The sequence below is a fragment of the Amycolatopsis keratiniphila subsp. keratiniphila genome, from assembly GCF_001620365.2.
GTDB classification, from domain to species: domain Bacteria; phylum Actinomycetota; class Actinomycetes; order Mycobacteriales; family Pseudonocardiaceae; genus Amycolatopsis; species Amycolatopsis keratiniphila.
In genome coordinates this window covers 281,164-305,837 of sequence record NZ_LQMT02000032.1, presented here as the reverse complement: position 1 = coordinate 305,837, position 24,674 = coordinate 281,164, and the positions used below count along the sequence as shown (strand labels likewise).

Genomic DNA, 24,674 nt, shown 5'->3' with positions numbered 1-24,674 from the left:
ATCCATCCGAACTTCGGTGTAAACGAGGATGGAATGACCCAAAGCCGCGATCCGTTCGACTCGGATGTGAATGTCCCGTTACGGGCCGTGGTCGGCAACCCGGAACTGGCACTCGACCCGGTCGTGGAGACCCTGCGGCCGGGCGCGCTCGACGCCCCGGTGCGCTGGGCCCACGTCAGCGAGCTGCTGGATCCCGTGCCGTACCTGCTCGGGGCGGAGCTGCTGCTCACCGCCGGCGTGAACCTGCCGGTGGAACCGGCCGAGATCGACCGCTACGTCCGGCGGCTGGCCGGCAGCGGGATCTCCGCGCTGGGGTTCGGCCTCACCCCCGGCGCCTACGAGACGTTGCCGCCACCCCTGCTGGCGGCGTGCGCCCGGCACGGTCTCCCGCTGCTGGTCGTCCAGCCGCGGACGCCGTTCCTCGCGATCAGCCGGGCCGTGTCGGTCGCGCTCGCCGAGGCGGGGCAGCGGGAACAGCGGCGGATCGCGGCCGCGCGGGAGGCGCTGACCAGGGCGGCGGGCGACGGGCTCGGCGAACTGGCGAGCGCCCTGGCCGGACGGCTCGGGGCGTGGGTGGCGCTGGTCGGTGCCGGCGACGTCCTTGCCGCGGACCACGGGGCGCCGTCACCGCTGCCCGCCGAGGTCCGGGAACTGGTCGCGACGCTGCGGGCGGGCCGGGGGATCCGCAGCGCGACGACGGAACTGGCCGACGGCACGCACGTCGTCGCGCAGCCGGTGTACCCGCAGGCGACGGCGTCGCATCTGGTCGTGGTCGGCCGGGTCGCGCGGTTCGACGGCGCGGACCGGTCGATCCTGTCGGTCGGGGCGGCGCTGCTCGGGCTGGCGGGCCGCGCGGGTTCGGACGCGGCCGGGCTGGGCGCCACCGCGACGGGGTTGCTGCTGGGGGAGACCGAGGTGATCGGCGGGGACGAACGCCGTCTGGTCGCCGGGATCGCGTACCGCAAAGGGCCGAACGAGGTCGCCGTCCGCTACGACTGGCTGCGCGCCCGGCTCGACACCCCGCTCGTGCGGCTGCGGCCGGGGCCGCGCTTCGACGCGATCGTCCGTGAGGCGCCGGAGGCAGGCGACCTCGACCGGCTCCGCGCCGACGGCTGGCTCGCGGTCGTGGGTTCGCCCGTCCCGCCCGGACGGCTTCCCGAAGCGGCGGGAGAGATCGAGCTGCTGCTGACGCGGGCGACCGCGCTGGGACGGCCGGTGATGGCGGAAAGCCCTTCGGGACTGGACGCGCTGATCGACCCAGGCGCCGCGGCCGGCTTCGCCGCGCAGGTGCTGGCACCGTTGCGCGAACTCGACCGGAAGGGTGACCGCGAACTGGTCGGCACCCTGCGGACCTGGCTCGCGCACCACGGCGGCTGGGACCGCACGGCCGCCGAACTCGGCGTGCACCGCAACAGCGTCCGGCACCGGATCGGGCAGATCGAACGGGCGCTGGGGGTGGATCTGGCGGATCCGGAGACACGGATGCGGCTGTGGTTCGCCCTGCGCTGGTCCTCGTGAGGGGTAGCGGCGGCTAGAACCAACCGTGTCCCTGAGTACCTACTGGCGGTCTTGCGTGATTGGACGGACGACACGCGTGTCTGGACGGACGACTCACGGCGGGGGCTTCACGGACCGGGCCCGGGACCAGCGGCCAGTAGGTGCCGAAAAGGACTCACGACTCCAATAAGGTCACTCTCAGGAATGTGTGGCAACGTAGGGTCGTGCGAATTCTGGTAGTCGAAGACGAAGAACCCCTCGCCGACGCGATCGCACGCGGCCTGCGGCGCGAGGGCATGGCGGTGGACATCGCGCTCACCGGTGACGACGGGCACGAGAAGGCCGCCGTCACCCGGTACGACGTCGTGTTGCTCGACCGCGACCTGCCCGGCATGTCCGGTGACGACCTGTGCCGCGAGATCGTCGCGTCCGGCGAGCTGACCCGCGTGCTGATGCTCACCGCGAGCAGTTCCGTTTCGGACCGCGTCGACGGGCTTTCCCTCGGCGCCGACGATTATCTCGCCAAGCCGTTCGCCTTCCCCGAACTCGTCGCGCGCGTGCGGGCGCTGGGCCGCCGCGCGACCCCGGCCGCGCCGCCGCTGCTGACTTCGGGCGACGTCGAACTGGACCCGGCGAGGCGGACCGTCCGCCGCGCGAGCGGTCCGGTCGAGCTGACCCGCAAGGAGTTCGGCGTGCTGGAGGTGCTGCTGTCGGCCGCCGGTTCGGTGGTCAGCAGCGAGGAACTGCTCGAACGCGTGTGGGACGAGAACGCCGACCCGTTCACCACCACCGTCCGGGTCACCGTGATGACCCTGCGCAAGAAGCTCGGTGAGCCGGGCATCATCGAAACCGTCGTCGGCTCCGGCTACCGGGTGCCGGAGCAGGGGACCGCACGCGGGTGAACCTGTCCGGCGCCCGCAGCCTGCGCGCGCGGGTCACGCTGCTCGCGACCGGGCTGGTGGCACTGGTCAGCCTCCTGTTGCTCTGGCTGACCTGGAATCTGGTCGGCGACGCGGTCTCCGCGGTGCCGCAGCTGCCGCCGGGCACCATCGTCCGCGTCGACGGCGTCGAGGTCGACGCGTCCGCCGTCACCGAACATCTGCGGGTCTACGCCCGGAACCGGGTGCTGCTGTTCGGCGCGGTCGCGTTCTGTTTCGTCGTGCTGGCGGCGGGGATCCTCGCGTGGACGTTCACCGCGCGGGTCCTGCAGCCGCTGCGCGAGATCACCGGTACCGCGCGCCGTCTCTCGATCGAGTCGATGGGGGAGCGGATCGGCGAGGTCCGCACGAAGGACGAACTCGCCGAACTGGCCGAGACCTTCGACGACATGCTCGACCGGTTGCAGGCCGCGTTCGACGCGCAGCGGCATTTCGTCGCGAACGCCAGCCACGAACTGCGGACGCCGCTCGCCGTCATCCGCACCGAACTCGACGTCACCCTGGCCGACGAGCACGCGGACGAAGCCGAGTTACGCCGGATGGCGGGTGTCGTCCGCGACGCGACCGAACGGGCCGAGCGGCTGGTCGGTTCGCTGCTGCTGCTCGCGCGTACCGACGGCGCGGGGCTGGTGGCCAGGGAACCGGTCGATCTGGCGGTGATCGTCGCGAGCGCGTGGCGCGCGGTGCGCTCCGAAGCCGAAAAGCGCGGCATCCGCACCGAATTCGCGACCCCCGGCGCGCCGACGTTCGGCGATCCCGCGCTGCTGGAACGGATCGCGGGCAACCTGCTGGAGAACGCCGTGCGGCACAACGTCGACGGCGGCTGGCTCGACGTCGTCACGCAGGCCGGTCCACAGTGGTCGGTGCTGCGGGTGCGTTCCTCGGGCGGGCTGCTCGATCCGGCGGCGGTCCCCGAACTGTTCGAGCCGTTCCGCCGCGCCGGCGTCGCCAGAACGGCCCGCACCGGGGCCGGGCTGGGGCTTTCGATCGTGCGGGCCGCGGTGCAGGCGCACGGTGGCACCGTGTCCGCGGAACCCGTTGTGGGCGGCGGTCTTTCGGTGACCGTCCACCTGCCCGCTCTGCCCTGACCCCCGGCTGGGGTTACGGTTTCGGGCATGGTTCCCAGTATTCGGCTGAACAACGGAACATCCCTCCCGCAACTCGGGTTCGGGGTGTACAAGATCGGCGACGACGAGGTCGCCGGTGCGATCCGCACCGCCATCGAGGCGGGCTACCGCGCCATCGACACGGCGACCCTGTACGCCAACGAACGCGGCGTCGGCGAGGCCGTCCGCACCAGCGGGCTGCCACGCGAGGAACTGTTCGTCACCACGAAACTGTGGAACACCGAACACGGCTACGACCCGGCGTTGCGCGCCTTCGACACGAGCCTGAGCGAGCTGGGGCTCGACTACGTCGACCTGTACCTGATCCACTGGCCGCTGCCCGCGCAGGACAAGTACGTGGAAACGTGGCGGGCGCTGGAAAAGATCGCCTCCGACGGCCGGGCGAAGGCGATCGGCGTCTCGAACTTCCAGATCCCGCATCTGGAGCGGCTGATCGAAGAGACCGGGATCGTCCCTGCGGTGAACCAGATCGAATGCCATCCGTGGCTGCAGCAGCCGTTGCTGCGGGACTTCCACGAGAAGCACGAGATCGTCACCGAGGCGTGGGGCCCGCTGGCGCGCGGCGGAGACCTGCTCGCCGACGAGAAGATCACCACGATCGCCGAGAAACACGGCAAGACGCCTGCTCAGGTCGTGCTGCGCTGGCACGTCGAGATGGACCATCTGGTGATCCCGAAGTCGGTCACGCCCGAACGGATCAAGGCGAACATCGACGTCTTCGACTTCGCGCTCGACGCGCACGACACCGCCGCGATCGCGACGCTGGAGCAGGGGAAGCGGCTGGGACCGGATCCGGACACACTGGGCGCCTAGGACCTCGGAAGTGTCATGAAAGGGTCGTTCAGGACGTTTGTCGTCCTGAACGACCCTTTCATGACATCCGAGAGAGGCTTACCGCACGTCGACGAAGATCGGGTTCCCGTACAGCCACAGGTCTTCGAACGGGTTCGACCGCCCGATCACGTCGGCGCTCGGTTCGATCCCGCCGGGCACGTGCTTCTTGCCGTCCGTGCCGCGTGTCCGCACGAAGAACGGCTCGCGCACGTTGCGGAACGTGTGCCGGAAGGTGACCCGCCGCCCGGGCGCCCATCGCGGCTCGAAGGACCGCACCACCCGCGTGCCCGGGGCGGTCTGCGTGTCGCGGTCGGCGGCCGGGCCGGTCACCGGTCCGGACACGAGGTCGAGCCGCGCGAGCCGCGGGATCGAGCCGCCGCCGTTCGGCCGGGCCGCGAGCTTCGCCGAGACGACCACCGTGACGTCGGACCCGCGCCGGACCCTCAGCCTGCCGCCCATCGTCGCCGAGCTCCAGCCGCTGTACGCGCCGAATTCGAGTTCCTGCGCGAGCCCGCCGTGCACCACCCAGACGCGGCCCGCGCGCAAGCCTTCCAGCACACCTTCGTGGCTTCGGCGGGTCACGCCGACCATCGTCCGGCTGAATTCGGCGGGGGCGAAGTCCGCGTACGGCGGCAGGGTCTGCGGGACGCCGGTGTCGATCGGGTCCGGGTAGCCGCCGTGCTCGTCGTAGTAGCCGTCGGGGACGCTGGGCCGCACGTGGGTGTCGCCGCGGTTGTAGTGCGAGTCGGAGTTGCTGGTGATCCACCACGGCTTTCCTTCGGCCAGCAGCGAATCCCAGAGCCCGCCGACGGTGGCGGTGCTCCAGTCGAAGCCGCCGTAGGTGCGGTAGGCCGACTCCGGGAAGCCCGGCCACGAGTTCGAGCCGGGCGAGTTGCCGTAGCCGCCGCGCGCGCCACCGCCACTCCCGAGCGGTTCGGGGAAGCCGTCGGCCTGCGCTCCCGGCGCGCCTTCCATACCGATGACGATGCCGGGCGCGGCGTCGCGCAGCGCGCGGATCTCGTGCGGGGCGATCCGGCCGTTGCGCAGCGGATGGTTGATCACCACCACCGGCGCGTGGATCCGGCGTGCCCGTTCTTCGGCGGCGAGCCAGCGGATCGCCTCGGCAGCCAGCGCCTCGTTGTCCGGCGTGCCCGGTTCGGTGCCGGTGAGCCGCCAGTCGAAGGCGCGCTCGAACTCCCGCAGTTTCGCGGCCTGGTCCGCGCCCGCCTGGAAGAACAGCGTCGCGTGCTCGGCACCCGGCACGTTCCACTCCATGCCCTGCCACAGCAGGAGATCCGGATGTTCGCGCTGCGCCGTCCGGATCGCGGCGTTCGTGCGCTCCACCGACGACTTCTCGTGCGCGGCGTGGCCGTGATCGGTGATCACCGCCCAGTCCGCGCCGTGACGGCGCGCGTCGGCGGCGATTCCGTCCACTGTGTACATCGCGTCGTAGGAGTACTGCGTGTGGATGTGGTGATCGCCCGCCAGCCACCGGTAGCGGTCCCGGCCGAAGACAAGGCCGAGATCGAGGTCGAGGTTCAGATCGAGGGCGTCCGCCGGTGCCGCGGCGGCGAGTGGGGCGCCGGCGGCCGCCGCGGAGACGAGGCCCGCGCGCTTGAGGAATCCGCGGCGGTCGACGCCGGGTTTTTCGCTGTTCACCGGCCGGACGCTAAAGAGCCTCGTTGAACGGACGATGTCCGGACGGCGAAGGGACGGCGCCGTGTGATGATCGTCCCTGTGGAAGAACCGGAACGGACACCGAAGGCGTCGCGGCGGTTGCTCTGGGTGGTCGCCGCGGTCGCGGTCCTGGTCCTCGCCGCCGTCGCGACGACGGCCGTCGTCGTCCTGAACCAGATCACCGAAAAGCCCGCCCCGGTGGCGCTGCCACGGGATACCGCGCCCGTGCCGCTGGGGAAGCGGGAACTCTGCGGGATGCGGCTGGTGGTGTTCGTCGGCGCCGACGAGGACATGACCGCCGCCGCCCAGGCGCTTCGGGACGATCCGAAAGCCCGCCGGGTGTTCACCGAAAACAAGGCGGAGGCCTACGAGCGCTTCAAGAAGCTCTTCGCGGACCGGCCGGAACTCCTGGAGCTGACGACGCCGGACACGCTTCCCGCGGCGGTGCACCTCGTGCCCGTGCCCGGAACCGATGTCGGAGGGTGGGCGGACGAGCTGCGGCAGCGGTTCCCCAAGGCGCAGAAGGTCGACGTGCTCGATCCCGCTCGGATCGCCGCTCAGATGACGACCACGCCACCGCCCTGTCCGCCTTCCGGGGAACGCTGACGGCCCGTCTCCCCGGGGGATGGCCGGGGAGACGAACGTTCCCTCGCAAGGCCCCAGACTTTCACGAAAACGTAGCCGCTCGCCATCGAATCCACGAAAAACGCGAAAGGCCACCGCCTGCGATCAAGGGATCGCCGACGGTGGCCTTCCGTCGAGGCTCAGGAGAGCGGAACGCTCGCCACACCCGGGGCCAGGATCGGCTTGCCGTTGACCTTCTCGGACACGCCCGCCCGGTCGAGGTACGGCGTGATGCCACCCAGCCAGAACGGCCAGCCCGCCCCGAGGATCAGGCACAGGTCGATGTCCTGCGCCTCGGCGACCACGCCCTCGTCGAGCATGATCCGGATCTCCTCGGCGATCGCGGCCAGCGCGCGGTCACGCACCTGCTCGGACGTCGACGGCGAGTCACCCTGCTGCCAGAGCTCGGCCACCTCGGGATCCACGGTGGCGTTGCCGTGAGCGTCCCACTGCCAGACGCCCTTCTTGCCCGCCTTGACGAAGCGGTCGAGGTTCTCGCTGACGGTGAACCGGTCCGGGAACGCCTCGTGCAGGGTCTCTCCGACGTGCAGGGCGATCGCCGGGCCGACGAGCTGCATCAGCGTCATCGGCGTCATCGGCAGGCCCAGCGGCTCGAGCGCCTTGTCGGCGACGTCGAACGGCGTGCCCTCGTCGACGGTCACCAGCACCTCGCCGAGGAAACGCAGCAGCAGCCGGTTGACCACGAACGCGGACGCGTCCTTGACCAGCACGCTCGACTTCTTGAGCTGCTTGCCGAGCGCGAACGCCGTCGCCAGCGCGGCGTCGTCGGTCTTCTCCGCGCGGACGATCTCCAGCAGCGGCATCACCGCGACCGGGTTGAAGAAGTGGAACCCGACCACGCGCTCCGGGTGCTTCAGCTGCGACGCCATCGCGGTGATCGACAGCGACGAGGTGTTCGTCGCCAGGATCGCCTCGGGGGAGACGTACTGTTCCAGGTCGGCGAAGACCTTCTGCTTGACGCCCAGCTCCTCGAACACCGCCTCGATCACGAAGTCGGCGTCGGCGAACGCCGACTTGTCGAGCGAACCGGTGACGAGCGCCTTCAGCCGGTTCGCGCCGTCCGGCGAGACCCGCTTCTTGGCCAGCAGCTTGTCGATCTCACCGTGCACATAGGACACACCCTTGTCGACGCGTTCCTGGTCGACGTCGGTGAGCACCACCGGCACCTTGAGACGGCGCACGAACAGCAGCGCCATCTGGCTGGCCATCAGCCCCGCGCCGACGATGCCGACCTTGTTCACCTTGCGCGCCAGCGACTTGTCCGGCGCGCCCGCCGGCCGCTTGGCCCGCTTGTTGACCAGGTTGAACGAGTACAGCCCGGCCCGCAGGGTGTCGTCCATGAGCAGTTCGGCGAGCCCGTCGGTCTCGGCCGCGTAGCCGCGGTCCAGATCGTTCTCGCGGGCCAGCTCCAGCAGCTCGACGGCCTTGGTCGCGCCGGGGGACGCGCCCTTCGTGCGACCGTCCACAATGGCCTTCGCGCGGGCGATCGCGGCGTCCCAGCCCGCACCGCGGTCGATCTCGCGGCGGGCGGGGGTGATCTCGCCGTTGACGACCTTCGCCAGCCACAGCAGGGACTGCTCGAGGTAGTCGGCCGAGCCGAAGACCTCGTCGACGATGCCGAGCTCCGCCGCCTGCGCGACCTTCAGCATCTTGTTCTGCGCCAGCGCGTTCTCGATGATCACGGTGACCGCGGCGTCCGGGCCGATGAGGTTCGGCAGCAGCTGCGTGCCGCCCCAGCCCGGGAACAGGCCGAGGAAGACCTCGGGGAACGCGATCGCGGCGGTGTTCTCCGACAGCGTGCGGTAGTGGCAGGAGAGGGCGAGTTCGAGCCCGCCGCCCATCACCGCGCCGTTGATGAACCCGAAGGTCGGGATCTCGGATTCGGTGAGCCGCCGGAACACGTCGTGCCCGGTCTGCGCGATCTCCCGCGCCAGCGCCGGATCCGCGACCGCTTCGACGCCGGAAAGGTCGGCGCCGACGGCGAAGATGAACGGCTTGCCGGTGACCGCGATCGCGGCGGGTTCCGCGGCGAAGGCGGCGTCGATCGCGGCGTTGAGACTCACCAGGCCCTGCGGGCCGAAGGTGTTGGGCCGGGTGTGGTCGTGGCCGTTGTCCAGGGTGATCAGCGCGACGGGCTTGCCGAGCCCGGGCACCTTCACCAGCCGGGTGACCGCGTTCGTGACGACCTCGTCGGGGAAGGCGGCTTTCGCCTGCTCAGCGGTGAAAGTCATTACTTCGCCCCCTCAAAGGCCGGGTTCTCCCAAATAACGGTGCCGCCCATGCCGATACCGATGCACATGGTGGTCAAGCCGTAGCGCACGTCGGGGCGCTCGGCGAACTGACGCGAAAGCTGCGTCATCAGCCGCACCCCGGAGGACGCGAGCGGGTGACCGCAGGCGATCGCGCCACCCCACTGGTTGACGCGGGGGTCGTCGTCGGCGATGCCGAAGTGGTCGAGGAACGCGAGCACCTGGATCGCGAACGCCTCGTTGATCTCGAACAGGCCGATGTCGTCGATCGACAGGCCGGTGCGCGCGAACAGTTTCTCGGTGGCGGGCACCGGGCCGATGCCCATGACCTCCGGCTCGACGCCGGCGAAGGAGTAGCCCACCAGGCGCATGCCGATCGGCAGGCCGAGCTCACGGGCGGTGTCCTCGTCGGCGAGCAGCGCCGCGGTGGCGCCGTCGTTGAGCCCGGCCGCGTTGCCCGCGGTGATCCGGCCGTGCGGGCGGAACGGCGTCTTCAGCCCGGCGAGCTGCTCGACGGTGGTGCCGGGGCGCGGCGGCTCGTCCTCGGTCGCGAGACCCCAGCCGAGTTCCTTCGAACGCGTGGCGACCGGGACCAGCTCGGGGCCGATCTTGCCGGTCTTCACGGCCTCGGCGTACTTCTCCTGGCTGCGCGCGGCGTACGCGTCGGTGCGCTGCTTGGTGATCGCCGGGAACCGGTCGTGCAGGTTCTCCGCGGTCTGGCCCATCACGAGCGCCGTCGGGTCGACGAGCTTGTCGGCGATGATGCGCGGGTTCGGGTCCACACCCTCGCCCATCGGGTGGCGGCCCATGTGCTCGACGCCGCCGGCGATGGCGATGTCGTAGGCACCGAAGCCGATCCCGCTCGCGGTGGTGGTGACCGCGGTCATCGCGCCCGCGCACATCCGGTCGAGCGCGAAACCGGGCACCGACTTCGGCAGGCCCGCCAGCAGCGCGGCGGTGCGGCCGATGGTCAGGCCCTGGTCGCCGATCTGGGTGGTGGCGGCGATCGCCACTTCGTCGACGCGCTCGGGCGGCAGCTCGGGATGCCGCCGCAGCAGTTCACGGATGGCGTTGACGACGAGATCGTCGGCACGGGTGCCGGCGTACATACCCTTTTCGCCTGCCTTGCCGAAGGGCGTCCGCACCCCTTCGACGAAGGCGACATTGCGTACCGACCGCGCGTTCGGCGCGAGCGGTGTTGCTCCTGCGGCCACGAATGCTCCTGAAGTAGAGGTTGTCCTGACCGCACCCTAGCCCCGGTTACCCGTCGGTAACCAGGATGGTGGCCCGGTCGAGTGGGGGAAGGCACACTCCCGGGGTCACCCGCCTCGGCCGCTTGGCCGATCCGGGGGAGGTGGGGAAATTGCTATGTTCGAAGTGATCAGGGGGAGGGATCACGATGGACTCGCCGGGGCCGGCCGTCACCCGTCGCGCGCTATTGGGGATGGCGGTCCTCGCGTCATTGGCCGCCTGCACGCGGGCGAACCCGCCCGCGCCGTCGCCTCCGCCACCGCCGCCGTCCACCACCCGCCAGTTCCACGACCGGCTGATGGAGCTGGAGAAGAAGTACGACGCCAGGCTCGGTGTGTACGCGCTCGACACCGGAGACGGCGGCACCGTCGAGCACCGCGCGGACGAGCGGTTCGCGTTCTGCTCGACGTTCAAGGGGGTCGCGGCGGCCGCGGTGCTGCAGCGCAACCCGTTGTCGCATCTGGAAACCCGGGTCCGCTACTCGCGGGCCGACCTGATGAAGCACGCCCCGGTCACCGAGCGGCACGTGGCCACCGGCATGACGATCCGCCAGCTGTGCGACGCCGCCGTCCGGTTCAGCGACGGCACGGCGGGCAACCTCCTGCTGCGGGATCTCGGCGGCCCCGCCGCGCTGACGGCGTTCACGCGCGGTCTCGGTGACACGGTCACGCGGATGGACCGGATCGAACCGGCCATCACCGAGGCCACGCCGGGTGACCTTCGCGACACCACCACACCGCGGGCGTTCGCGGCCGACTACCGGGAGATCGTGCTGGGGGACACGCTGGCCGCCGACAAACGCGACTTCCTGCGCGACCTGCTCCAGCGCACGGTCACCGGCGCCGGCCGGATCCGGGCGGGCCTGCCGCCCGGCTGGACCATCGCGGGTAAGACCGGAACGGGCGAGTACGGCACGCTGAACGACATCGCCGTCCTCTGGCCTCCCGGTAAGGCTCCGATCGTCCTGGCGGTCATGTCCAGCAAGGCGGCGAAGGACGCTCCGTACGACGAAGCGCTGCTCGCCGAGGCCGCGAAGTACGTCGTCGAAAAGCTCGCGTGATCTAAGCCGGAACTCATGAGTTCCGCCTCCAATCACGCGAGTTACGCGTCCAATCACGCGAGTTACGCCTTAGTTGCCGGTGGCGCTGGGGAGCAGGGCCGGGCAGCCGGCGGTCTTGTAGGCCGGGTCGTACTCGAAGTGCCATTTTTCGTTGTCGTAGCGACGGCACCAGCCGAGCGGGCCGCCGTTCTTGTCCACCCATGAGGCCGAGTTCAGCGGCTGGATGTCGACGGCGATTCCCTTGACGTGCATGGACGTCTCGGGCTGCAGTGCCCATTTCTTGGCCTGCTCCACGGAGCCGAACCGCTCGACGGCCTTGTCGAACTCGCGCTGCTGCTGGCTCCGGCTGCGTTTGCCGTCGTTCACGCAGAGCGTGACGTTCTGGGCTTTGGCCTTGGCGCGCATGGCGTTCCACGCTTCGATCACGTCCGGGCGCATGCCGAAGGTGTCTTCGTCGACGTAACGCTTGTCGACGGCGCAGGTCGGGCCGCTCTCGGGACCGGGGACCTCTTCGAGGACCGCGAGCGCCTGCCCGTTCACCGGTTTGACGGCCAGGCCGGTGGCGCCGAGCGTCACCATCGCGGCCACGACGAGGCCCAGCGCGGCGAACACGCTGATCACGGTCCTGCGGCTGGAGGTGGATGTGGTCGGCACCACTCCGAAACTACCCAGCCCCCGGCGGGCCGCCACGGTTTGTGAGCTTCTTCCCAGAACGCCCCGTGAAGCCAACCAAATCGGAAAACGCCTGGTCCGGTGGTCGTGAGTGGCGTTTCGGGTTAGAACCCGAAACGCCACCCACGAGACGAGAGTCAACGGCTCAAGTACCCGAGCCACCCGCCGTACCCCGTGATGTCCTCGGCTCCTTCCACCGCACCGGGCTCGCAGACGAACCCCGGCACCTCGCTCCCGTCCGCGAGCCGCACCTTCCCGATGGCCAGCGGCGCGGGAACGCCCGCCACGAACTCGCCGAAGCCGCTCAGCGGCAGATCCCACACCTCCGCCTCGATCGGCTTGCCACCCGAAGCGACCCGGACGAGACCGGGTTTGGGCGGCACGGTGTCCAGCGCGTAGAACCGGTACTCGGCCGCCGTCGGTCCCGCGGAAACGAACCGGCCGCCCCGCGAGGTCAGTTCGTGGTTCAGCGGCTGCCCGCGCAGATGCGCGCCGACGACCGCGATCCGCGTCCGCCGCGGCACCGAGCGGGCGACGTCGGCGAGGATCCGGTCGGCGTACGCGGGCCCGACCAGCATCACCCCGAACGGCAGCCCGCCGACGGTCCCGGCGGGCACGGCGAGCGACGACAGGCCCAGCAGATTCGTCGAGTTCGTGAACCGGCCCAGCCGCGCGTTCACGCCCAGCGGATCGGCCTCGACTTCGGCGATCGTCGGGTGTTCCGGCGTCGTGGGCAGCAGCAGGCAGTCCACTGTGGACAAAACGGCCGAGGCTTCACTAGAAAGACCGTCGAGCGTGGCGAGGTCGGAGAACAATCGATGCGCCGGGATGTCCTTCGCCGCGCCGATGATTTGCCGCACGGCCGGGTCGACGGCGTCCGGATGCGCGTCGATGAACTCGCCGACCGCCGAATACCGCTCGGCCACGAAGGCGCCTTCGTACAGCAGACGCGCCGCTGCCAGGAACGGCGATATGTCGACAGGGGCCAGCTGGGCGCCCGCGTCCGAATACGACCGGGACGCCGCGGCGAACGCTTCGGCCCAGCCGTCCTGAAGAGGGCCCAGCTCGGCAGGTACGCCGATCCGGAAAGGACGGTTCAGCACTGGCAGATCCCGGGGCTCGCTGAGACAGGCGAACGCGGCCGTCGCCTCGTCGACCGTCCGCGCGAACACCGTGACGCAGTCGATGCTCGCGCACGCGGGCACGACACCGGCCGTCGGAACCAGCCCCCGCGTCGGCTTCAGCCCGACGATCCCGTTGAACGCCGCCGGAACCCGGCCGGATCCGGCGGTGTCCGTGCCCAGCGCCAGATCCGCGATCCCGAGTGCCACCGCGACCGCCGACCCCGAACTCGACCCACCCGAGACGTACGCCGGATCGATCGCGTTCCGCACCGCCCCGTGCGGGCTGCGCGCCCCGACGAGCCCGGTCGCGAACTGGTCCAGGTTGGTCGTGCCCAGGATCAGCGCCCCGGCCGCGCGCAGCCGCGCCACCACCGGCGCGTCCTCGACGGGCGAGTAGGCGTACTCGGGGCACGCTGCCGTCGTCGGCAGCCCGGCGACGTCGATGTTGCCCTTGACCGCGGCGAGTTTCCCGTACAGCGGCAGGGATTCCCCCGCCAAGCGACGGGCTTCCAGCTTCTCCGCGTCGGCGAGCACGTCCTCCTCGGGACGCAGGTCGATCCAGATCTCGGGCCGGTCGACCCGGGCGATCCGGTGGTACGCGGCGCGCACCCGCTCCCGCACGCTCATCCCGGGCTCCTTCCCAGAACCACCAGCGGCGTGCCGGGCGCGACCTGATCACCGGGCGAGACGAGGACCTCGACGACCTCGCCGCCGGCGGGCGCGGGGATCCGCGCCTCCGTCTTCATCGCTTCGAGGATCACCAGCGTCTCGGCCGCGTCGACCTTCTTGCCTGGTTCGACGTCCACCCGCCACACGGTCGCCGCGAACGGCGCCTCGACGACGTGCCCGCCGGGCGGGGCCTCGACCTTCGTGGTCGGGACCTTCGCGCCGACCGGTTCCGGCCGCGGGTCGAACTCGCCCGCCGCCGCCCACGCCTGCCGCTCCGCCTCGAACGCCGCGCTCTGCTTCGCCCGGAACGCGGCGATGTCGGCCGCGTTGTCGGCCAGGAACCGTTCGTGGTCGGCGAGCGCGAACTCGCCGTCGGTGATGTCGAGTTCCAGCTCCCCGGCCGAGCTCTGGGCCCGCAGGTCGAGCAATTCCTCGGCGCTCACCGGATACCAGGAGATCCGGTCGAAGAACCGCAGCAGCCACGGCGAACCCGGCTCGAACGACCCGCGCTGCCGCCAGCCGCTCCACACCTGCACCGTCCGCCCGACGAACTGGTAGCCGCCGGGGCCCTCCATCCCGTAGATGCACAGGTACGAGCCGCCGATCCCGACCGAGTTCTCCGCGGTCCACGTGCGGGCCGGGTTGTACTTCGTGGTCACCAGCCGGTGCCGCGGGTCCAGGGGAGTGGCCACCGGCGCGCCGAGGTAGACGTCGCCGAGGCCGAGCACGAGGTACTCCGCGTCGAACACCGTGCGGTAGACATCGTCCACACTGGACAGGCCGTTCACCCGGCGGATGAACTCGATGTTCCACGGGCACCACGGCGCGTCGTCGCGTACGCCCGCCATGTACCGCTCGATCGCCTCGCGCGTCGCCGGATCGTCCCAGGACAACGGCAGCCGCACGGTCCGGCTCGGCACGACGAGATCGCCGGTGCGCGGCAGATCGTGCTCCACCTCCTGTACGAGGCCGAGGAGCTTCGGCACCGGGAGAACGTCCGGGTCGACGTGCACCTGCAGCGAGCGGATTCCCGGTGTCAGGTCGACGACACCGTCGAGCCCTTCCGTGGCCAGCCGATCGGCCAGCGCGTGGACCCGCATCCGCAGCGCCAGGTCCAGTTTCATCGGCCCGTACTCGATCAGCAGGTTGTCGTCGCCGCTGCGCCGGTAGGTGACCTCGGGGTTCTCGTCCGATGTGGACAGACGGCCGAGGATGCCGCCGTCGTCGATCGGCTTCCGGCTCGCCTTGACCGCCGTACCCGGCGAGACACGCAAAGAGCCCGCGTGCTCGGTGGTGATCGGCACGAACCGCACGGTGTCGCCCGGCCGCAGCTGGCCGAGTTTCCAGCGCTGCCCGGTCACCACGGTCGCCGGGCAGACGAACCCGCCGAGGCTCGGCCCGTCCGGGCCCAGCAGGATCGGCAGATCGCCGGTGTAGTCGACGGCGCCGATCGCGTACGGCGTGTCGTGGATGTTCGACGGGTGCAGCCCCGCCTCGCCGCCGTCCTCCCGTGCCCAGCGCGGCCGGGGCCCGACGAGCCGGACACCGGTTCGCGCGGAGTTGAAGTGCACTTCCCAATCGGTGGCGTAGAACGTCTCGACGTCGTCCGGGGTGAAGAACTCCGGCGCCGCGTGCGGTCCCTCGGCCGCGCCGATCTCCCAGTGCGTGGCGAAGACCGGGCGTTCGGCCTCGGGGACGGGACCGATGACGGCGTTCTCCGGCAGCGGCCCGGGGTAGAGGACGTCGCCGGTCGCCAGCGCGCGTCCGCCGTGCCCGCCGAAACCGCCGAGCGTGAACGTCGCCGCGCTGCCGAGGAAGTCCGGCACGTCGATCCCGCCGCGCACCAGGACGTACGCGCGGAGCCCGGCGGTCCCGGTGCCGACGTCGAGCACGCCGCCCGCGGGGATCTCGATCGGTGTCCACTGTGGAACCGGAGCGCCGTCGACGGTCACCGGCGACGGCGATCCCGTGACGCAAACGATTGCGTCCTCGGTGAACCGCAGCGAGACACCGTCCACAGTGCACTCCAGGCCCGCCGCGCCTTCGGGATTGCCGAGGGCGCGGTTGCCCAGCCGCAGGGACAGCTCGTCCATCGGCCCGTTCGGCGGGACCCCCACGTGCCAGAAGCCCAGCCGCCCCGGCCAGTCCTGGACGGTGGTCATCGTGCCGCCCCGCAGCACCTCGATCCGCGGTTCGGGGTCGGTGATCGTGTCTAGTGTCGCGGTGTCGTGCGTGACCTCGCCGAGTCGTCGATCCGCGGCGACCGCGCGCAGCTGGCCGAGGTTCGTCCGGACGCCGTCCACCCGGCTCTCGCCGAGCGCCTCGCCCAACGCGGCCAGTGCCTCGGCCCGGTCCGCGCCGACGGTGATCACCTTGGCGAGCAGCGGGTCGTAATGCGTCGTCACCTTCGACCCGGCCTCGACCCAGGTGTCGACCCGGACTCCGGCGGGGAAGTCGGCGCGGGTCAGCAGGCCCGCGCTCGGCCGGTGCCCGGCGGCCGGATCCTCCGCGTAGACGCGGGCTTCGATCGCGTGCCCGCGTGGCGATGGGGTGGTGGCGAACATCCCGGTGTCGCCGTCGGCGAGCCGGAGCATCCACGAGACCAGGTCGATGTCGTATACCGCCTCGGTGACCGGATGTTCGACCTGCAGCCTCGTGTTGACTTCGAGGAACGCGGCTTCCTCGCGGGCCGGGTCGTAGATGAATTCGACCGTCCCGGCCGAGCGGTAGCGCACCGAAGCGCAGAGGTCGACGGCCGCCGAGACCAGTTTCTCCCGCACCGCTTCGGAAAGTCCCGGGGCGGGGCATTCTTCGAGCACCTTCTGATTGCGCCGCTGCAGGGTGCAGTCCCGCGTGCCCAGTGCCAGCACCTCACCCGTACCGTCGCCGAACACCTGGACCTCGACGTGCCGCGCGCGGGTCACGAGCCGTTCGAGGAACACCCCCGAGGTCGAGAAGCTCTTGGTCGCGATGCTCTGCACCGCCTCCCAGGCGTCGCGGAGTTCCCCGGCCGACGCGCAGGCCCGCATGCCGATCCCGCCGCCACCGCCGGTCGCCTTGAGCATCACGGGGTAGCCGATCTCGTCCGCCGCCGCTTCGGCGTCGGCCAGGGTGGCCAGCAGTCCGGTGCCCGGCAGCAGCGGGACCCCGGCTTCGACGGCCTTCTCCCGTGCGGTGTGCTTGCTGCCGAAGATTTCGAGGTGGTCCGCCGTGGGACCGGCGAACCGGAACCCGGCCGCCTCCACCGCCCTGGCGAAGGCGGCGTCCTCGGACAGGAAACCGTAGCCGGGGTGGATCGTGTCCGCGCCGGTCTTCAGCGCGGCTTCGATGATGGCGTCGCCGAGGAGATAACTCTCCCTCGCCGGCGCCGGGCCGAGCCGTACGGCTTCGTCGGAAAGCCGTACGTGCGCGGCCGTCCGATCGGCGTCGGAATAGACGGCGACCGTCGGAATGCCCATCTCCCTTGCCGTCCGGATGATCCGGACGGCGATTTCCCCCCGGTTGGCGACGAGCAGTTTCACGCGCCACCGCCGGTGACGATCATCCGGACCGGCGTCGGGTCGAAGCCGTTGCACGGATTGTTGATCTGCGGGCAGTTCGACACCAGTACGAGCACGTCGGTCTCGGCGCGCAGCTTGACTTCGAGACCGGGCGCGGAGATGCCGTCGACGATGCCGAGCGTGCCGTCCTGTTCCACCGGCACGTTCATGTACCAGTTGACGTTGCTGACCAGGTCCCGTTTGCCGAGGCCCCATTTCGCGCCCTCGGTCAGGAAGTTCTCGACGCAGGCGTGCTGGTACCGCGTGTGCTGGCCGTAGCGGAGGCTGTTCGATTCCTTGCTGCAGGCGCCGCCGATCGTGTCGTGCCGCCCGCAGGTGTCCCCGACGACGGTCAGCAGCGGTGCGCCCTCGCCGGTGCGCAGCACGCTGCCGGTGGTGAGGAAGATGTTGCGCTGTGCGGCGATCGTGGCGGCCGCGCTGTATCTCTTCGCCGTGTCGGCGGCGTCGTAGCAGAGGAAGTCGACGGCCTGGTTGCCGCCGAGATCGATGATCGCGAGCGTCTCACCCTTCCGTAGCACGGTGGAGTACGGCGCCCGCGCGGCGACCTCGGTGTCGGAGATGATCGTCGTCATGCCAGGCCCCTAGCGGTGAGGTAGTCGGCGGTGTTCTCGAAGGCGCGCTGCGCTTCGGGTGACGCTGTCCATTCAGGACTGTCCGGTGTGGATGGAGCGGAGCGCTGGGCGAGGACGCGCAGTGGTGTGATCGGGGAGTCCGGGCGCGGGTCCAGCGGGTGCGGAACGTTGGCGATCAGGACGATCACCGGAAGTTCGGTGCGCAGGACCACGGATTTGCCGGGGCCCGCCGAGCCGGTGAACGTCAGCCCGCCGTCGGTCTCCACGCGGACGCCCTGGAAGAAGGACAGGCTCGGCGGGAGATCGCGTGGGGTGAGGCCGTGTTTGGCGGCGGCGAGGGTGAACAGCGTCAGTCCGTCCACAGTGGACGTTCCGCAGAGGGCGTCGTGCTTGCCGCTCTCGTCGGTGACGACGGTCGCGAGCACCCGCGCCTGATCCGAAAGCAGCGCGATCGCCTCGCCGAGATAGGCGTTCCACTGGACCTTCACCGTGTCCGCGACGTTCAGCCGTTCCCAAGGCTGGTCGGCGTTGTACAGCAGCATATGCGCGCAGGCGTCGCCTTCGACGTCGGTGAGCCGGAGTTCGGTGCCCCTCGCGAGCACCTTGTGGGTGTAGCCGCCACCGGCGACGGTCTCGGCCCAGACCAGCTTCGCCGGGTCGATCCCGGGCGGCGGGTCCGGCCAGGTGGACGCCGGGATGGCCGGCATCGCTTCGGTCACCGTGCCCGCCTGGGCGCGCGCGTGGTCGCGAGCGCCGTACGTGGTCGATGTCGTGCTCATGGAACCTTCCTTCAGGTCGCGGGGACGGGAACCGTGGTGAGCGCGGAGCGGCGGCGCCAGCAGAGGTAGCCGGTGAGCAGCGCGGCGCCGACGAACTCGATCGGGAACAACAGGACCCAGACGGAACCGGTGCCCGCCAGGTCGTAGATCTCGGCTCGTGGCCAGGCGATGTTGACGATCATCATCGCGCCGTACCCTACTGCCGCGACGTTGACCGGAATAGCCCATCGCCCTAGGGAGAAATGGCCGGGTTCGGCGGTGAACCGGCCTTGACGGCGCCGGAGCAGCAGCGGTCCGGTCACCAGCAGATAGGCCAGGTAGACCACGACCACCGAAGTGCCGGTGATGGTGCTGAAGATCGTCGGATTCCCCAGGTTCAGCAGAAGCAGCCCGATGGCGAGCGCCCCGGAAAGCACGGCGGGCGCGATCGGTGTGCCGGTGCGGGCGTTCACCGTGGACAGGCGTTTGGCGCCGGGGAGCGCGCCGTCGCGGGCCATCGAGTAGATGAGCCGGACCGTGCCGGTCTGGATGGTCAGGGTGCACACGACGACCGCGATCGCGACGTCGGCGAGGAAGACCCGGCCGAGGGTGTCGCCGAAGACGGCCGTGATCACGTACGGCAGGCCCTTCCCGGCGAGCTGCCCGTCGGTCAGGCTCGGTGCCGCCATCAGCGCGGTGAGGACGACGGCGAGCCCGCCGATCCCGGAGATCAGGAGGGCGCGGAGCACGGCACGCGGTGCGGTGCGGCGCGCGTCCTTCGTCTCCTCGGCGACGGAGGCGGCGGTATCGAAGCCGTACAGCACGTACGCGGCCATCAACGCCGATGCGAGGACGCCGCCGGCGCCGGGACTGTCGCCCGCGGGCTGGAGCACGACCTGCGGGCCGCGGACGGCGAACAGCGCGAGACCGGCGATCAGCACGAGGACGCCGACGAGTTCGGCCGCGACCCCGACGTCGTTGATCCGCGCCATCAGCCGCACGCCGCCCGCGTTGATCGCGGTGGTGAGGACGATCAGCAGGGTGCCGAGCAGCACCGCGTTGCTGGCGCCGGTCGGGGAGGTGATCGCCGGATCCCCGCCGACGAGCTGGAACCCGCTCCAGACCGACGGGAGGACGACCTGCAGCGCGATCGCGGCCCCGGCGAGCGCCACGACGCAGCCCACCAGCATCATCCAGCCGGCGAGCCACCCCGCGAATCCGGGGGAGAGGTGTTTCGCCCACTGGTAAACCGATCCGGCCAGCGGGAATCGGGCGGCGAGTTCGGCGAAGTTGAGCGCGACGAGCAATTGCCCGGCGATCACCAGCGGCCACGTCCAGAAGAAGAGCGTGTCGCCGAAGGAATAGCCGAAGGCGAACAGCTGGAACACCGTCGTAAGGATGGAAACGAAGGAGAAACCGGCGGCGAAGGCGGAGAAACCGCCCAGTGTCCGGCGAAGTTCTTGGCGGTACCCGAAGGCGGAAAGGTCTTCGGAAGGCATTGCGGAGGCTCCTGTCTCAAGGGCCGGATTTCGATCGGCTGACCGAAATTAAGCGCGTGCGGGAACCTTCCGATCTCCGCCGGGTAAGCGCGGTGTTAACAGATACCGGATTCGGTAACCTGGGCCGACCGCCGGACGTAACAAAGATCTTCGCGGAGAAATGGCAGGATCGGATAGATGACGAAAACGACCGGGGTGGGCAGACCGAGAGCCAGCGGCGCCGCCGCCAGCAAGCGCGAGGCGCGGCTCGCCGTCTTGGACGCGGCGGGGGAGCTGTTCACCGGCGCCGGCTACGCGGCGACGACCACGCGGGCCATCGCCGAACGCGCCGGGCTGCGCCAGGCGTCGCTCTACTACCACTTTCCGTCCAAAGAGGACATTCTCGCGGCGCTGCTGGAGGACACCGTCCGGCCGTCGCTGGACGTCGCGGGCGGGCTGTCGGCCAAGTTCGCGCCGGTCGGCACGAGGCTGTGGGCGCTGGCCTACGCGGACATCCATCTGCTCGGCAGCGCGCGGCACAACCTGGGCGCCCTGTACCTGCTGCCGGAGATCTCCTCGCCGCGGCTGGCGCGGTTCCGGGCCGAACGGGCGGAGCTCAAACGCGTCTACGGCTCGCTCGTCGCGGCGGCGGGTGTCACGGCCGCCCTCCAGGGGATCCGGACCGACCTCGTGTTCGGGCTCGTCGAGAGCATCGCGATCGTCCGGCGCGACCAGCCGGACCTGGACGTCGAGGCGCACGCCGTCGAAGGGGCCGACAGCGTGCTGAGGCTCGTCGGGCTCGGGGAGCCGGACGCCGTTCTGCGCGGCTCCGCGCGAGCGCTGCTGGAGGGCTGAAAGCGGGTCAGGCGGCGGTGGAGTGGAGCGCCTTGCTCAGCACCGCGACCGTCAGCTCGACCTGCCAAGGCCGGGCGCCGCCCTCGCGCAGGACCTGGGCGACGGAATCCTCGCTCAGGTCCGACGGCGGACGCCAGCAGGTGCGGCGCACCAGTTCCGGCAGCAGCAGGTTCTCCACCGGCAGCCGCCGGTCCTCCGCGATCGCGGACAGCGCCGCGCGGGCGGCGGAAAGCCGGGCTGCGGCGTCGGGATCCTTGTCCGACCACCGGTTCACCGGCGGCGGCCCGTCGGTCTGCTGCGCGGGGCTGGGCAGTTCGTCGGCGGGGAGCGCGCGGGCGGCCTGCAGATGCCGCAGCCAGCTCGCGGTGTACTTGCGCTGCACCCGGCCGCTGAACACCGGCAGCGCCTGAAGCTGCTCGACGGTCTTCGGGTCGGCGGTGACGGCGTTGATGATCGCGCTGTCGGGCAGGATCCGGCTCGGCGCGCGGTCGCGTTTGCGGGCGAGCTCGTCGCGTGCCTGCCACAGTTCGCGGACGGCGGCGAGGCCGCGGGCGCTGCGGATCTTGTGCACCCCGGACGTCCGGCGCCACGGCTCGGCCCGAGGGGCGGGCGGCGGTGCGGTGCGGACGGCCTCGAATTCCTGCTGGGCCCATTCGAGCTTGCCCTGCGCGGCCAAGTCGGCTTCGAGCTTCTCGCGCAGCTCGATGAGCAGCTCGACGTCGAGGGCGGCGTAGTTCAGCCAGTCGACGGGAAGCGGGCGCTTCGACCAGTCGGCGGCGCTGTGCCCCTTCTCCAGCTGGTAGCCGAGGAGGAGTTCGACGAGGGTGCCGAGCGCGACCCGCTCGTACCCGGCGAGCCGTCCGGCGAGTTCGGTGTCGAACAGGCTCTTCGGGCGCAGGTCGAGTTCGGCGAGGCACGGCAGGTCCTGAGAGGCCGCGTGCAGCACCCATTCGGCGTTGTTGAGCACTTCCGCGAGGGGTTCGAGCTGCCCTTCGAGCGGAATGGGGTCGATGAGGAAGGAGCCGGCACCTTCGCGGCGCAGCTGCACGAGATAGGCCTTGGGCCAGTATCGGTAGCCGGACGCGCGTTCGGTGTCCACGGCGATGGCCCCGCTGCCGCCCGCGATCTTCACGCAGGCTTCGGCGAGGGCCGTCGCGTCGGCGATCACCGGTGGAGTGCCCTCGGCGGGCTCGCGCAGCAGGACCGGTCCACCGGTGTCGTCGGTGCCGGTCTTCGGGTCCGTCTGCGGTTCTCCGGGTCGGTCGCCTTCCATAGGTGAAGACCCTACGGGACGAGCGGGCCGCGCCTGGCCCGCCCGCCCCGCAGGGCTGTTCGCCTTTGTCAGCGGATCACGCCAGCACGCATGGCCAGCGCCACCATCTGAGCCCGGTCACCCGTGCCGAGCTTGCGCCCGATGCGGGAGAGGTGAGACTTCACGGTGAGAGCGGAGAGGCTGAGTTCCTCGCCGATCTCCTTGTTGCTCTGGCCGTCGGCCACGAGCTGCAGCACCTCGACCTCGCGCGCGGAAAGCTCGCGCGGGGTGTTGTCGGTGCCTGCGACCCGGGTGCCGGTGGCCAAGACCGGTGCGACGCTCGGGTCCGCGTAGACGCCGCCCTCGAGCACCCTGCGGACGCCGTCGGTCACCACGACCGGCGAAGCCGACTTGAGCAGGTATGCCTGGGCGCCGGCCTGGAACGCCGACCTGACCGCGTACGGGTCGTCTGATGAAGCGAGCACCACTACTCGAGGCCAGCCGTGGCTACGGAGTTCCGTAACCAGCTCGATGCCGCTGCCATCGGGCAGTCCGAGATCGAGGATCGCCAGGTCACAAGGCCCGGTGGCCTGTGCTCGCGCCCTCGCCTCGGCCACCGTGGCGGCCTCGTGGACGGTGCCCGCACCCATCTGTGCGAGTCTTGCTGAGATTGCCTCCCTCAACAGCGGGTGGTCATCGACCACCAACACGGAAAAAAGCTCTTCCCGCGGGTGCGGAACCATGCTCGCCGGCAATGAACCGGCTGGCGTGGATCGGACGGCCTGAGAAATGCCGACGGTAGCCACGTCACTACCTCCCTGGAGTCGGTCGTGCCCCCCGACCGGCACCGGGACTTTCGGCCGTTTAGCCGCGCCAGCTTTAGACCGAAAGTGGTGTCGTCGATGGCACTGTAGCCGCCCTGAGGCCTTCGCGGGGGGATCGAATGGGTATCTATCTCAAACCAGTGGTCACTCAGGGAGTTCGTAGTAACACGATCGGGCTAGTACACAGCCGGTGGCTAACACATCGCCGAAAGAACACGATGCACTGGGGTTACCGGGGTCCAACCGACTGTGCAGATGAGCCGTGCACCTGCCGGTGCCTCTGCCCGGGACGTTCGCGGGGCGGGGTGGCGGGGGCCGGAAAGTGCCTCCGGCGTCGGTCTTGATCAACTTCGCGGAGAGTCATGATCGCTCCGCTCGGTGACGGTGATGGTAACGCTCCGGAAGCGTCTCGGCGGATTCGGGGGCCGGTTCGATCTTGTTGCTGACGGTGACGGCCGGGTTAGCACGAACGGGGTGGTCCAGACCTCTGTGCGGGCGGCTCCGCGCAGGTGAGGGCTGGTCTAGTCCAGATGGCCGCGAAGCGACCTTCGGCGGCGTACGGACGCTCTGAGGGGCTCGCGAATGGGGTAGCGAAGGCGCTTCGGGTCCCTTCGCGGGCATGGCGGCTGTCCGTGAAGGCCTCCTTGCCTACTTTGAGGGTAGTGAAGGAGGCCTTCACGGCTCCGCGAGGGGAGCAAGGGACCTTTGCTACCGCGCTAGTTTTTCTAGCGTCGCTAGATGGCCGACGTTCGCAATATAACCCGAATGCTATGTCTCGATTGATGGGAACCCGGCGTGTCGGGGCCGTGGCAGAGCGCATAAGCGGTTCGAAGCGGCTCAGGGATTGGCGCGCGCCGCACGTGAGTAGCTCGAGTGAAGTACGTGAAGGCCCCCTTCATGTACCTAGGCGCAAGGAAGGGGTCCTTCACGTACTTGGGGAAGACGTGAAGGTCGAGTTTCCTCGGCTGAGCCGCGGGAAGGGGGCCTTCACGCGCAGCGGTTGTGGCTGGTGGTGCTACTGAGCCACTGACGACCGGAACCCGCTCAGGAGGACTGGCGCTGCTCGAACAGCGTCACGCCGACCGGCGGCAGCCCCACGACGCTCGCCATCACCTGGCAGAACGCCTGCCCGTGTGGCCGCAGCGCGGCGTCGGTCGGCGTCCAGGACGCCCGAAGCTCCAGATCGTCGGTGCGCGCGGGCCCGGAGATGTCGCCGAAGCGGGCCGAAGACGTCTCGGTGACCGTGCCGCCCAGCGCCGTCCACTCCGCGCCGGAGGTCTCCAGCGCGTCGGTCAGCCACGACCAGCCCACGGCGGGCAGGAAGGGATCGGTCGCCAGTTCCCGGTCGAGTTCCGCGCGGACGTACATGACCAGCCGCAGGACCCCGTCCCAGCCTTCCTGGCCTTCCGGATCGTGCAGCAGCACCAGCCGCCCCGACGCCAGCACGTCCGCCGGCCCTTCCACCTCGCAGCTCACCGCGTAGGACCACGGCGCCAGGCGCTGCGGCGGGCGCATCTTCTCCAGCCGCACTTCGGGACGGGGCCGGACCGATTGCAACGCCGCGACGGCTTCACGGAAGAGATCGGGTACTGACGTCATCGCGGTCACCAACCGACTGTAAGACGCGATCGT

General features: G+C 70.3%; 19 protein-coding genes. 7 read left to right on the top strand and 12 right to left on the bottom strand.

Annotated features, from left to right (window positions below):
- Nucleotides 1-33 precede the first annotated feature (33 nt).
- From AVR91_RS43435 to AVR91_RS31265, 4 genes are all read left to right on the top strand, one after another.
- On the top strand, nucleotides 34-1,518 hold the full coding sequence (locus tag AVR91_RS43435) for a PucR family transcriptional regulator (RefSeq protein ID WP_211282793.1): 1,485 nt from the start codon (nucleotides 34-36) through the stop codon (nucleotides 1,516-1,518).
- Nucleotides 1,519-1,721: 203 nt separating this feature from the next.
- The gene (locus AVR91_RS31275) at nucleotides 1,722-2,399 is read left to right on the top strand and encodes a response regulator transcription factor (RefSeq protein ID WP_007033550.1); all 678 of its coding nucleotides are present in this window, start codon (nucleotides 1,722-1,724) and stop codon (nucleotides 2,397-2,399) included.
- Nucleotides 2,396-3,523, top strand: coding sequence for a sensor histidine kinase (locus tag AVR91_RS31270; RefSeq protein ID WP_063274494.1), 1,128 nt, complete (start codon nucleotides 2,396-2,398; stop codon nucleotides 3,521-3,523). The genes AVR91_RS31275 and AVR91_RS31270 overlap by 4 nt, the downstream gene beginning before the upstream one ends.
- Nucleotides 3,524-3,550: 27 nt before the next feature.
- Nucleotides 3,551-4,375 carry an aldo/keto reductase gene (locus tag AVR91_RS31265; protein ID WP_063274493.1) on the top strand — a complete coding sequence of 275 codons (825 nt, stop codon included), beginning with the start codon at nucleotides 3,551-3,553 and terminating at the stop codon, nucleotides 4,373-4,375.
- 78 nt (nucleotides 4,376-4,453) lie between these two features.
- Here AVR91_RS31265 and AVR91_RS31260 read toward each other — a convergent pair whose 3' ends face one another.
- Complete coding sequence (locus tag AVR91_RS31260; protein ID WP_063274492.1) at nucleotides 4,454-6,055, bottom strand: CehA/McbA family metallohydrolase domain-containing protein; 1,602 nt, start codon at nucleotides 6,053-6,055, stop codon at nucleotides 4,454-4,456.
- Between the two features lie 66 nt (nucleotides 6,056-6,121).
- Between AVR91_RS31260 and AVR91_RS31255 the strand changes: the two genes are divergently transcribed.
- Nucleotides 6,122-6,679 carry a permease-like cell division protein FtsX gene (locus tag AVR91_RS31255; protein WP_063274491.1) on the top strand — a complete coding sequence of 186 codons (558 nt, stop codon included), beginning with the start codon at nucleotides 6,122-6,124 and terminating at the stop codon, nucleotides 6,677-6,679.
- A 158-nt stretch (nucleotides 6,680-6,837) separates the two neighbouring features.
- On the opposite strand, the gene AVR91_RS31250 is transcribed toward AVR91_RS31255, so the two are convergent.
- Nucleotides 6,838-8,949 carry a 3-hydroxyacyl-CoA dehydrogenase NAD-binding domain-containing protein gene (locus AVR91_RS31250; protein ID WP_063274490.1) on the bottom strand — a complete coding sequence of 704 codons (2,112 nt, stop codon included), beginning with the start codon at nucleotides 8,947-8,949 and terminating at the stop codon, nucleotides 6,838-6,840.
- A complete protein-coding gene (locus AVR91_RS31245; RefSeq protein ID WP_063274489.1) occupies nucleotides 8,949-10,181 on the bottom strand; it encodes a thiolase family protein in 1,233 nt (410 codons plus the stop codon). The genes AVR91_RS31250 and AVR91_RS31245 overlap by 1 nt, the downstream gene beginning before the upstream one ends.
- Before the next feature lie 185 nt (nucleotides 10,182-10,366).
- Here AVR91_RS31245 and bla point away from each other — a divergent pair, with 185 nt between their 5' ends.
- The gene (bla, locus tag AVR91_RS31240; RefSeq protein WP_063274488.1) at nucleotides 10,367-11,278 is read left to right on the top strand and encodes a class A beta-lactamase; all 912 of its coding nucleotides are present in this window, start codon (nucleotides 10,367-10,369) and stop codon (nucleotides 11,276-11,278) included.
- Nucleotides 11,279-11,347: 69 nt separating this feature from the next.
- Here the strand turns inward: bla and AVR91_RS31235 are convergent, their stop codons facing one another.
- From AVR91_RS31235 to AVR91_RS31210, 6 genes are all read right to left on the bottom strand, one after another.
- The gene (locus AVR91_RS31235; RefSeq protein ID WP_063274487.1) at nucleotides 11,348-11,935 is read right to left on the bottom strand and encodes a D-alanyl-D-alanine carboxypeptidase family protein; all 588 of its coding nucleotides are present in this window, start codon (nucleotides 11,933-11,935) and stop codon (nucleotides 11,348-11,350) included.
- A gap of 152 nt (nucleotides 11,936-12,087) precedes the next feature.
- Nucleotides 12,088-13,701: an allophanate hydrolase gene (atzF, locus tag AVR91_RS31230; protein ID WP_063274486.1), complete on the bottom strand. Its 1,614-nt coding sequence runs from the start codon at nucleotides 13,699-13,701 to the stop codon at nucleotides 12,088-12,090.
- The gene (uca, locus tag AVR91_RS31225) at nucleotides 13,698-17,264 is read right to left on the bottom strand and encodes an urea carboxylase (RefSeq protein WP_063274485.1); all 3,567 of its coding nucleotides are present in this window, start codon (nucleotides 17,262-17,264) and stop codon (nucleotides 13,698-13,700) included. Before uca ends, atzF begins: the two co-directional genes overlap by 4 nt.
- Nucleotides 17,261-17,875 carry an urea amidolyase associated protein UAAP2 gene (locus AVR91_RS31220; RefSeq protein ID WP_063274484.1) on the bottom strand — a complete coding sequence of 205 codons (615 nt, stop codon included), beginning with the start codon at nucleotides 17,873-17,875 and terminating at the stop codon, nucleotides 17,261-17,263. Before AVR91_RS31220 ends, uca begins: the two co-directional genes overlap by 4 nt.
- Nucleotides 17,872-18,654 carry a DUF1989 domain-containing protein gene (locus AVR91_RS31215; RefSeq protein WP_063274483.1) on the bottom strand — a complete coding sequence of 261 codons (783 nt, stop codon included), beginning with the start codon at nucleotides 18,652-18,654 and terminating at the stop codon, nucleotides 17,872-17,874. Before AVR91_RS31215 ends, AVR91_RS31220 begins: the two co-directional genes overlap by 4 nt.
- Before the next feature lie 11 nt (nucleotides 18,655-18,665).
- Nucleotides 18,666-20,132, bottom strand: coding sequence for an amino acid permease (locus tag AVR91_RS31210; protein WP_063274482.1), 1,467 nt, complete (start codon nucleotides 20,130-20,132; stop codon nucleotides 18,666-18,668).
- Nucleotides 20,133-20,309: 177 nt separating this feature from the next.
- Between AVR91_RS31210 and AVR91_RS31205 the strand changes: the two genes are divergently transcribed.
- Nucleotides 20,310-20,966, top strand: a complete 657-nt coding sequence (locus tag AVR91_RS31205; RefSeq protein ID WP_016332992.1) for a TetR/AcrR family transcriptional regulator — start codon at nucleotides 20,310-20,312, stop codon at nucleotides 20,964-20,966.
- Nucleotides 20,967-20,973: 7 nt separating this feature from the next.
- On the opposite strand, the gene AVR91_RS31200 is transcribed toward AVR91_RS31205, so the two are convergent.
- From AVR91_RS31200 to AVR91_RS31190, 3 genes are all read right to left on the bottom strand, one after another.
- Nucleotides 20,974-22,239: a ribonuclease D gene (locus AVR91_RS31200; protein WP_016332993.1), complete on the bottom strand. Its 1,266-nt coding sequence runs from the start codon at nucleotides 22,237-22,239 to the stop codon at nucleotides 20,974-20,976.
- A gap of 68 nt (nucleotides 22,240-22,307) precedes the next feature.
- Nucleotides 22,308-23,024: a response regulator transcription factor gene (locus tag AVR91_RS31195; protein ID WP_034318331.1), complete on the bottom strand. Its 717-nt coding sequence runs from the start codon at nucleotides 23,022-23,024 to the stop codon at nucleotides 22,308-22,310.
- 1,062 nt (nucleotides 23,025-24,086) lie between these two features.
- A complete protein-coding gene (locus tag AVR91_RS31190) occupies nucleotides 24,087-24,650 on the bottom strand; it encodes a DUF3000 domain-containing protein (protein ID WP_063274532.1) in 564 nt (187 codons plus the stop codon).
- Nucleotides 24,651-24,674 lie beyond the last annotated feature (24 nt).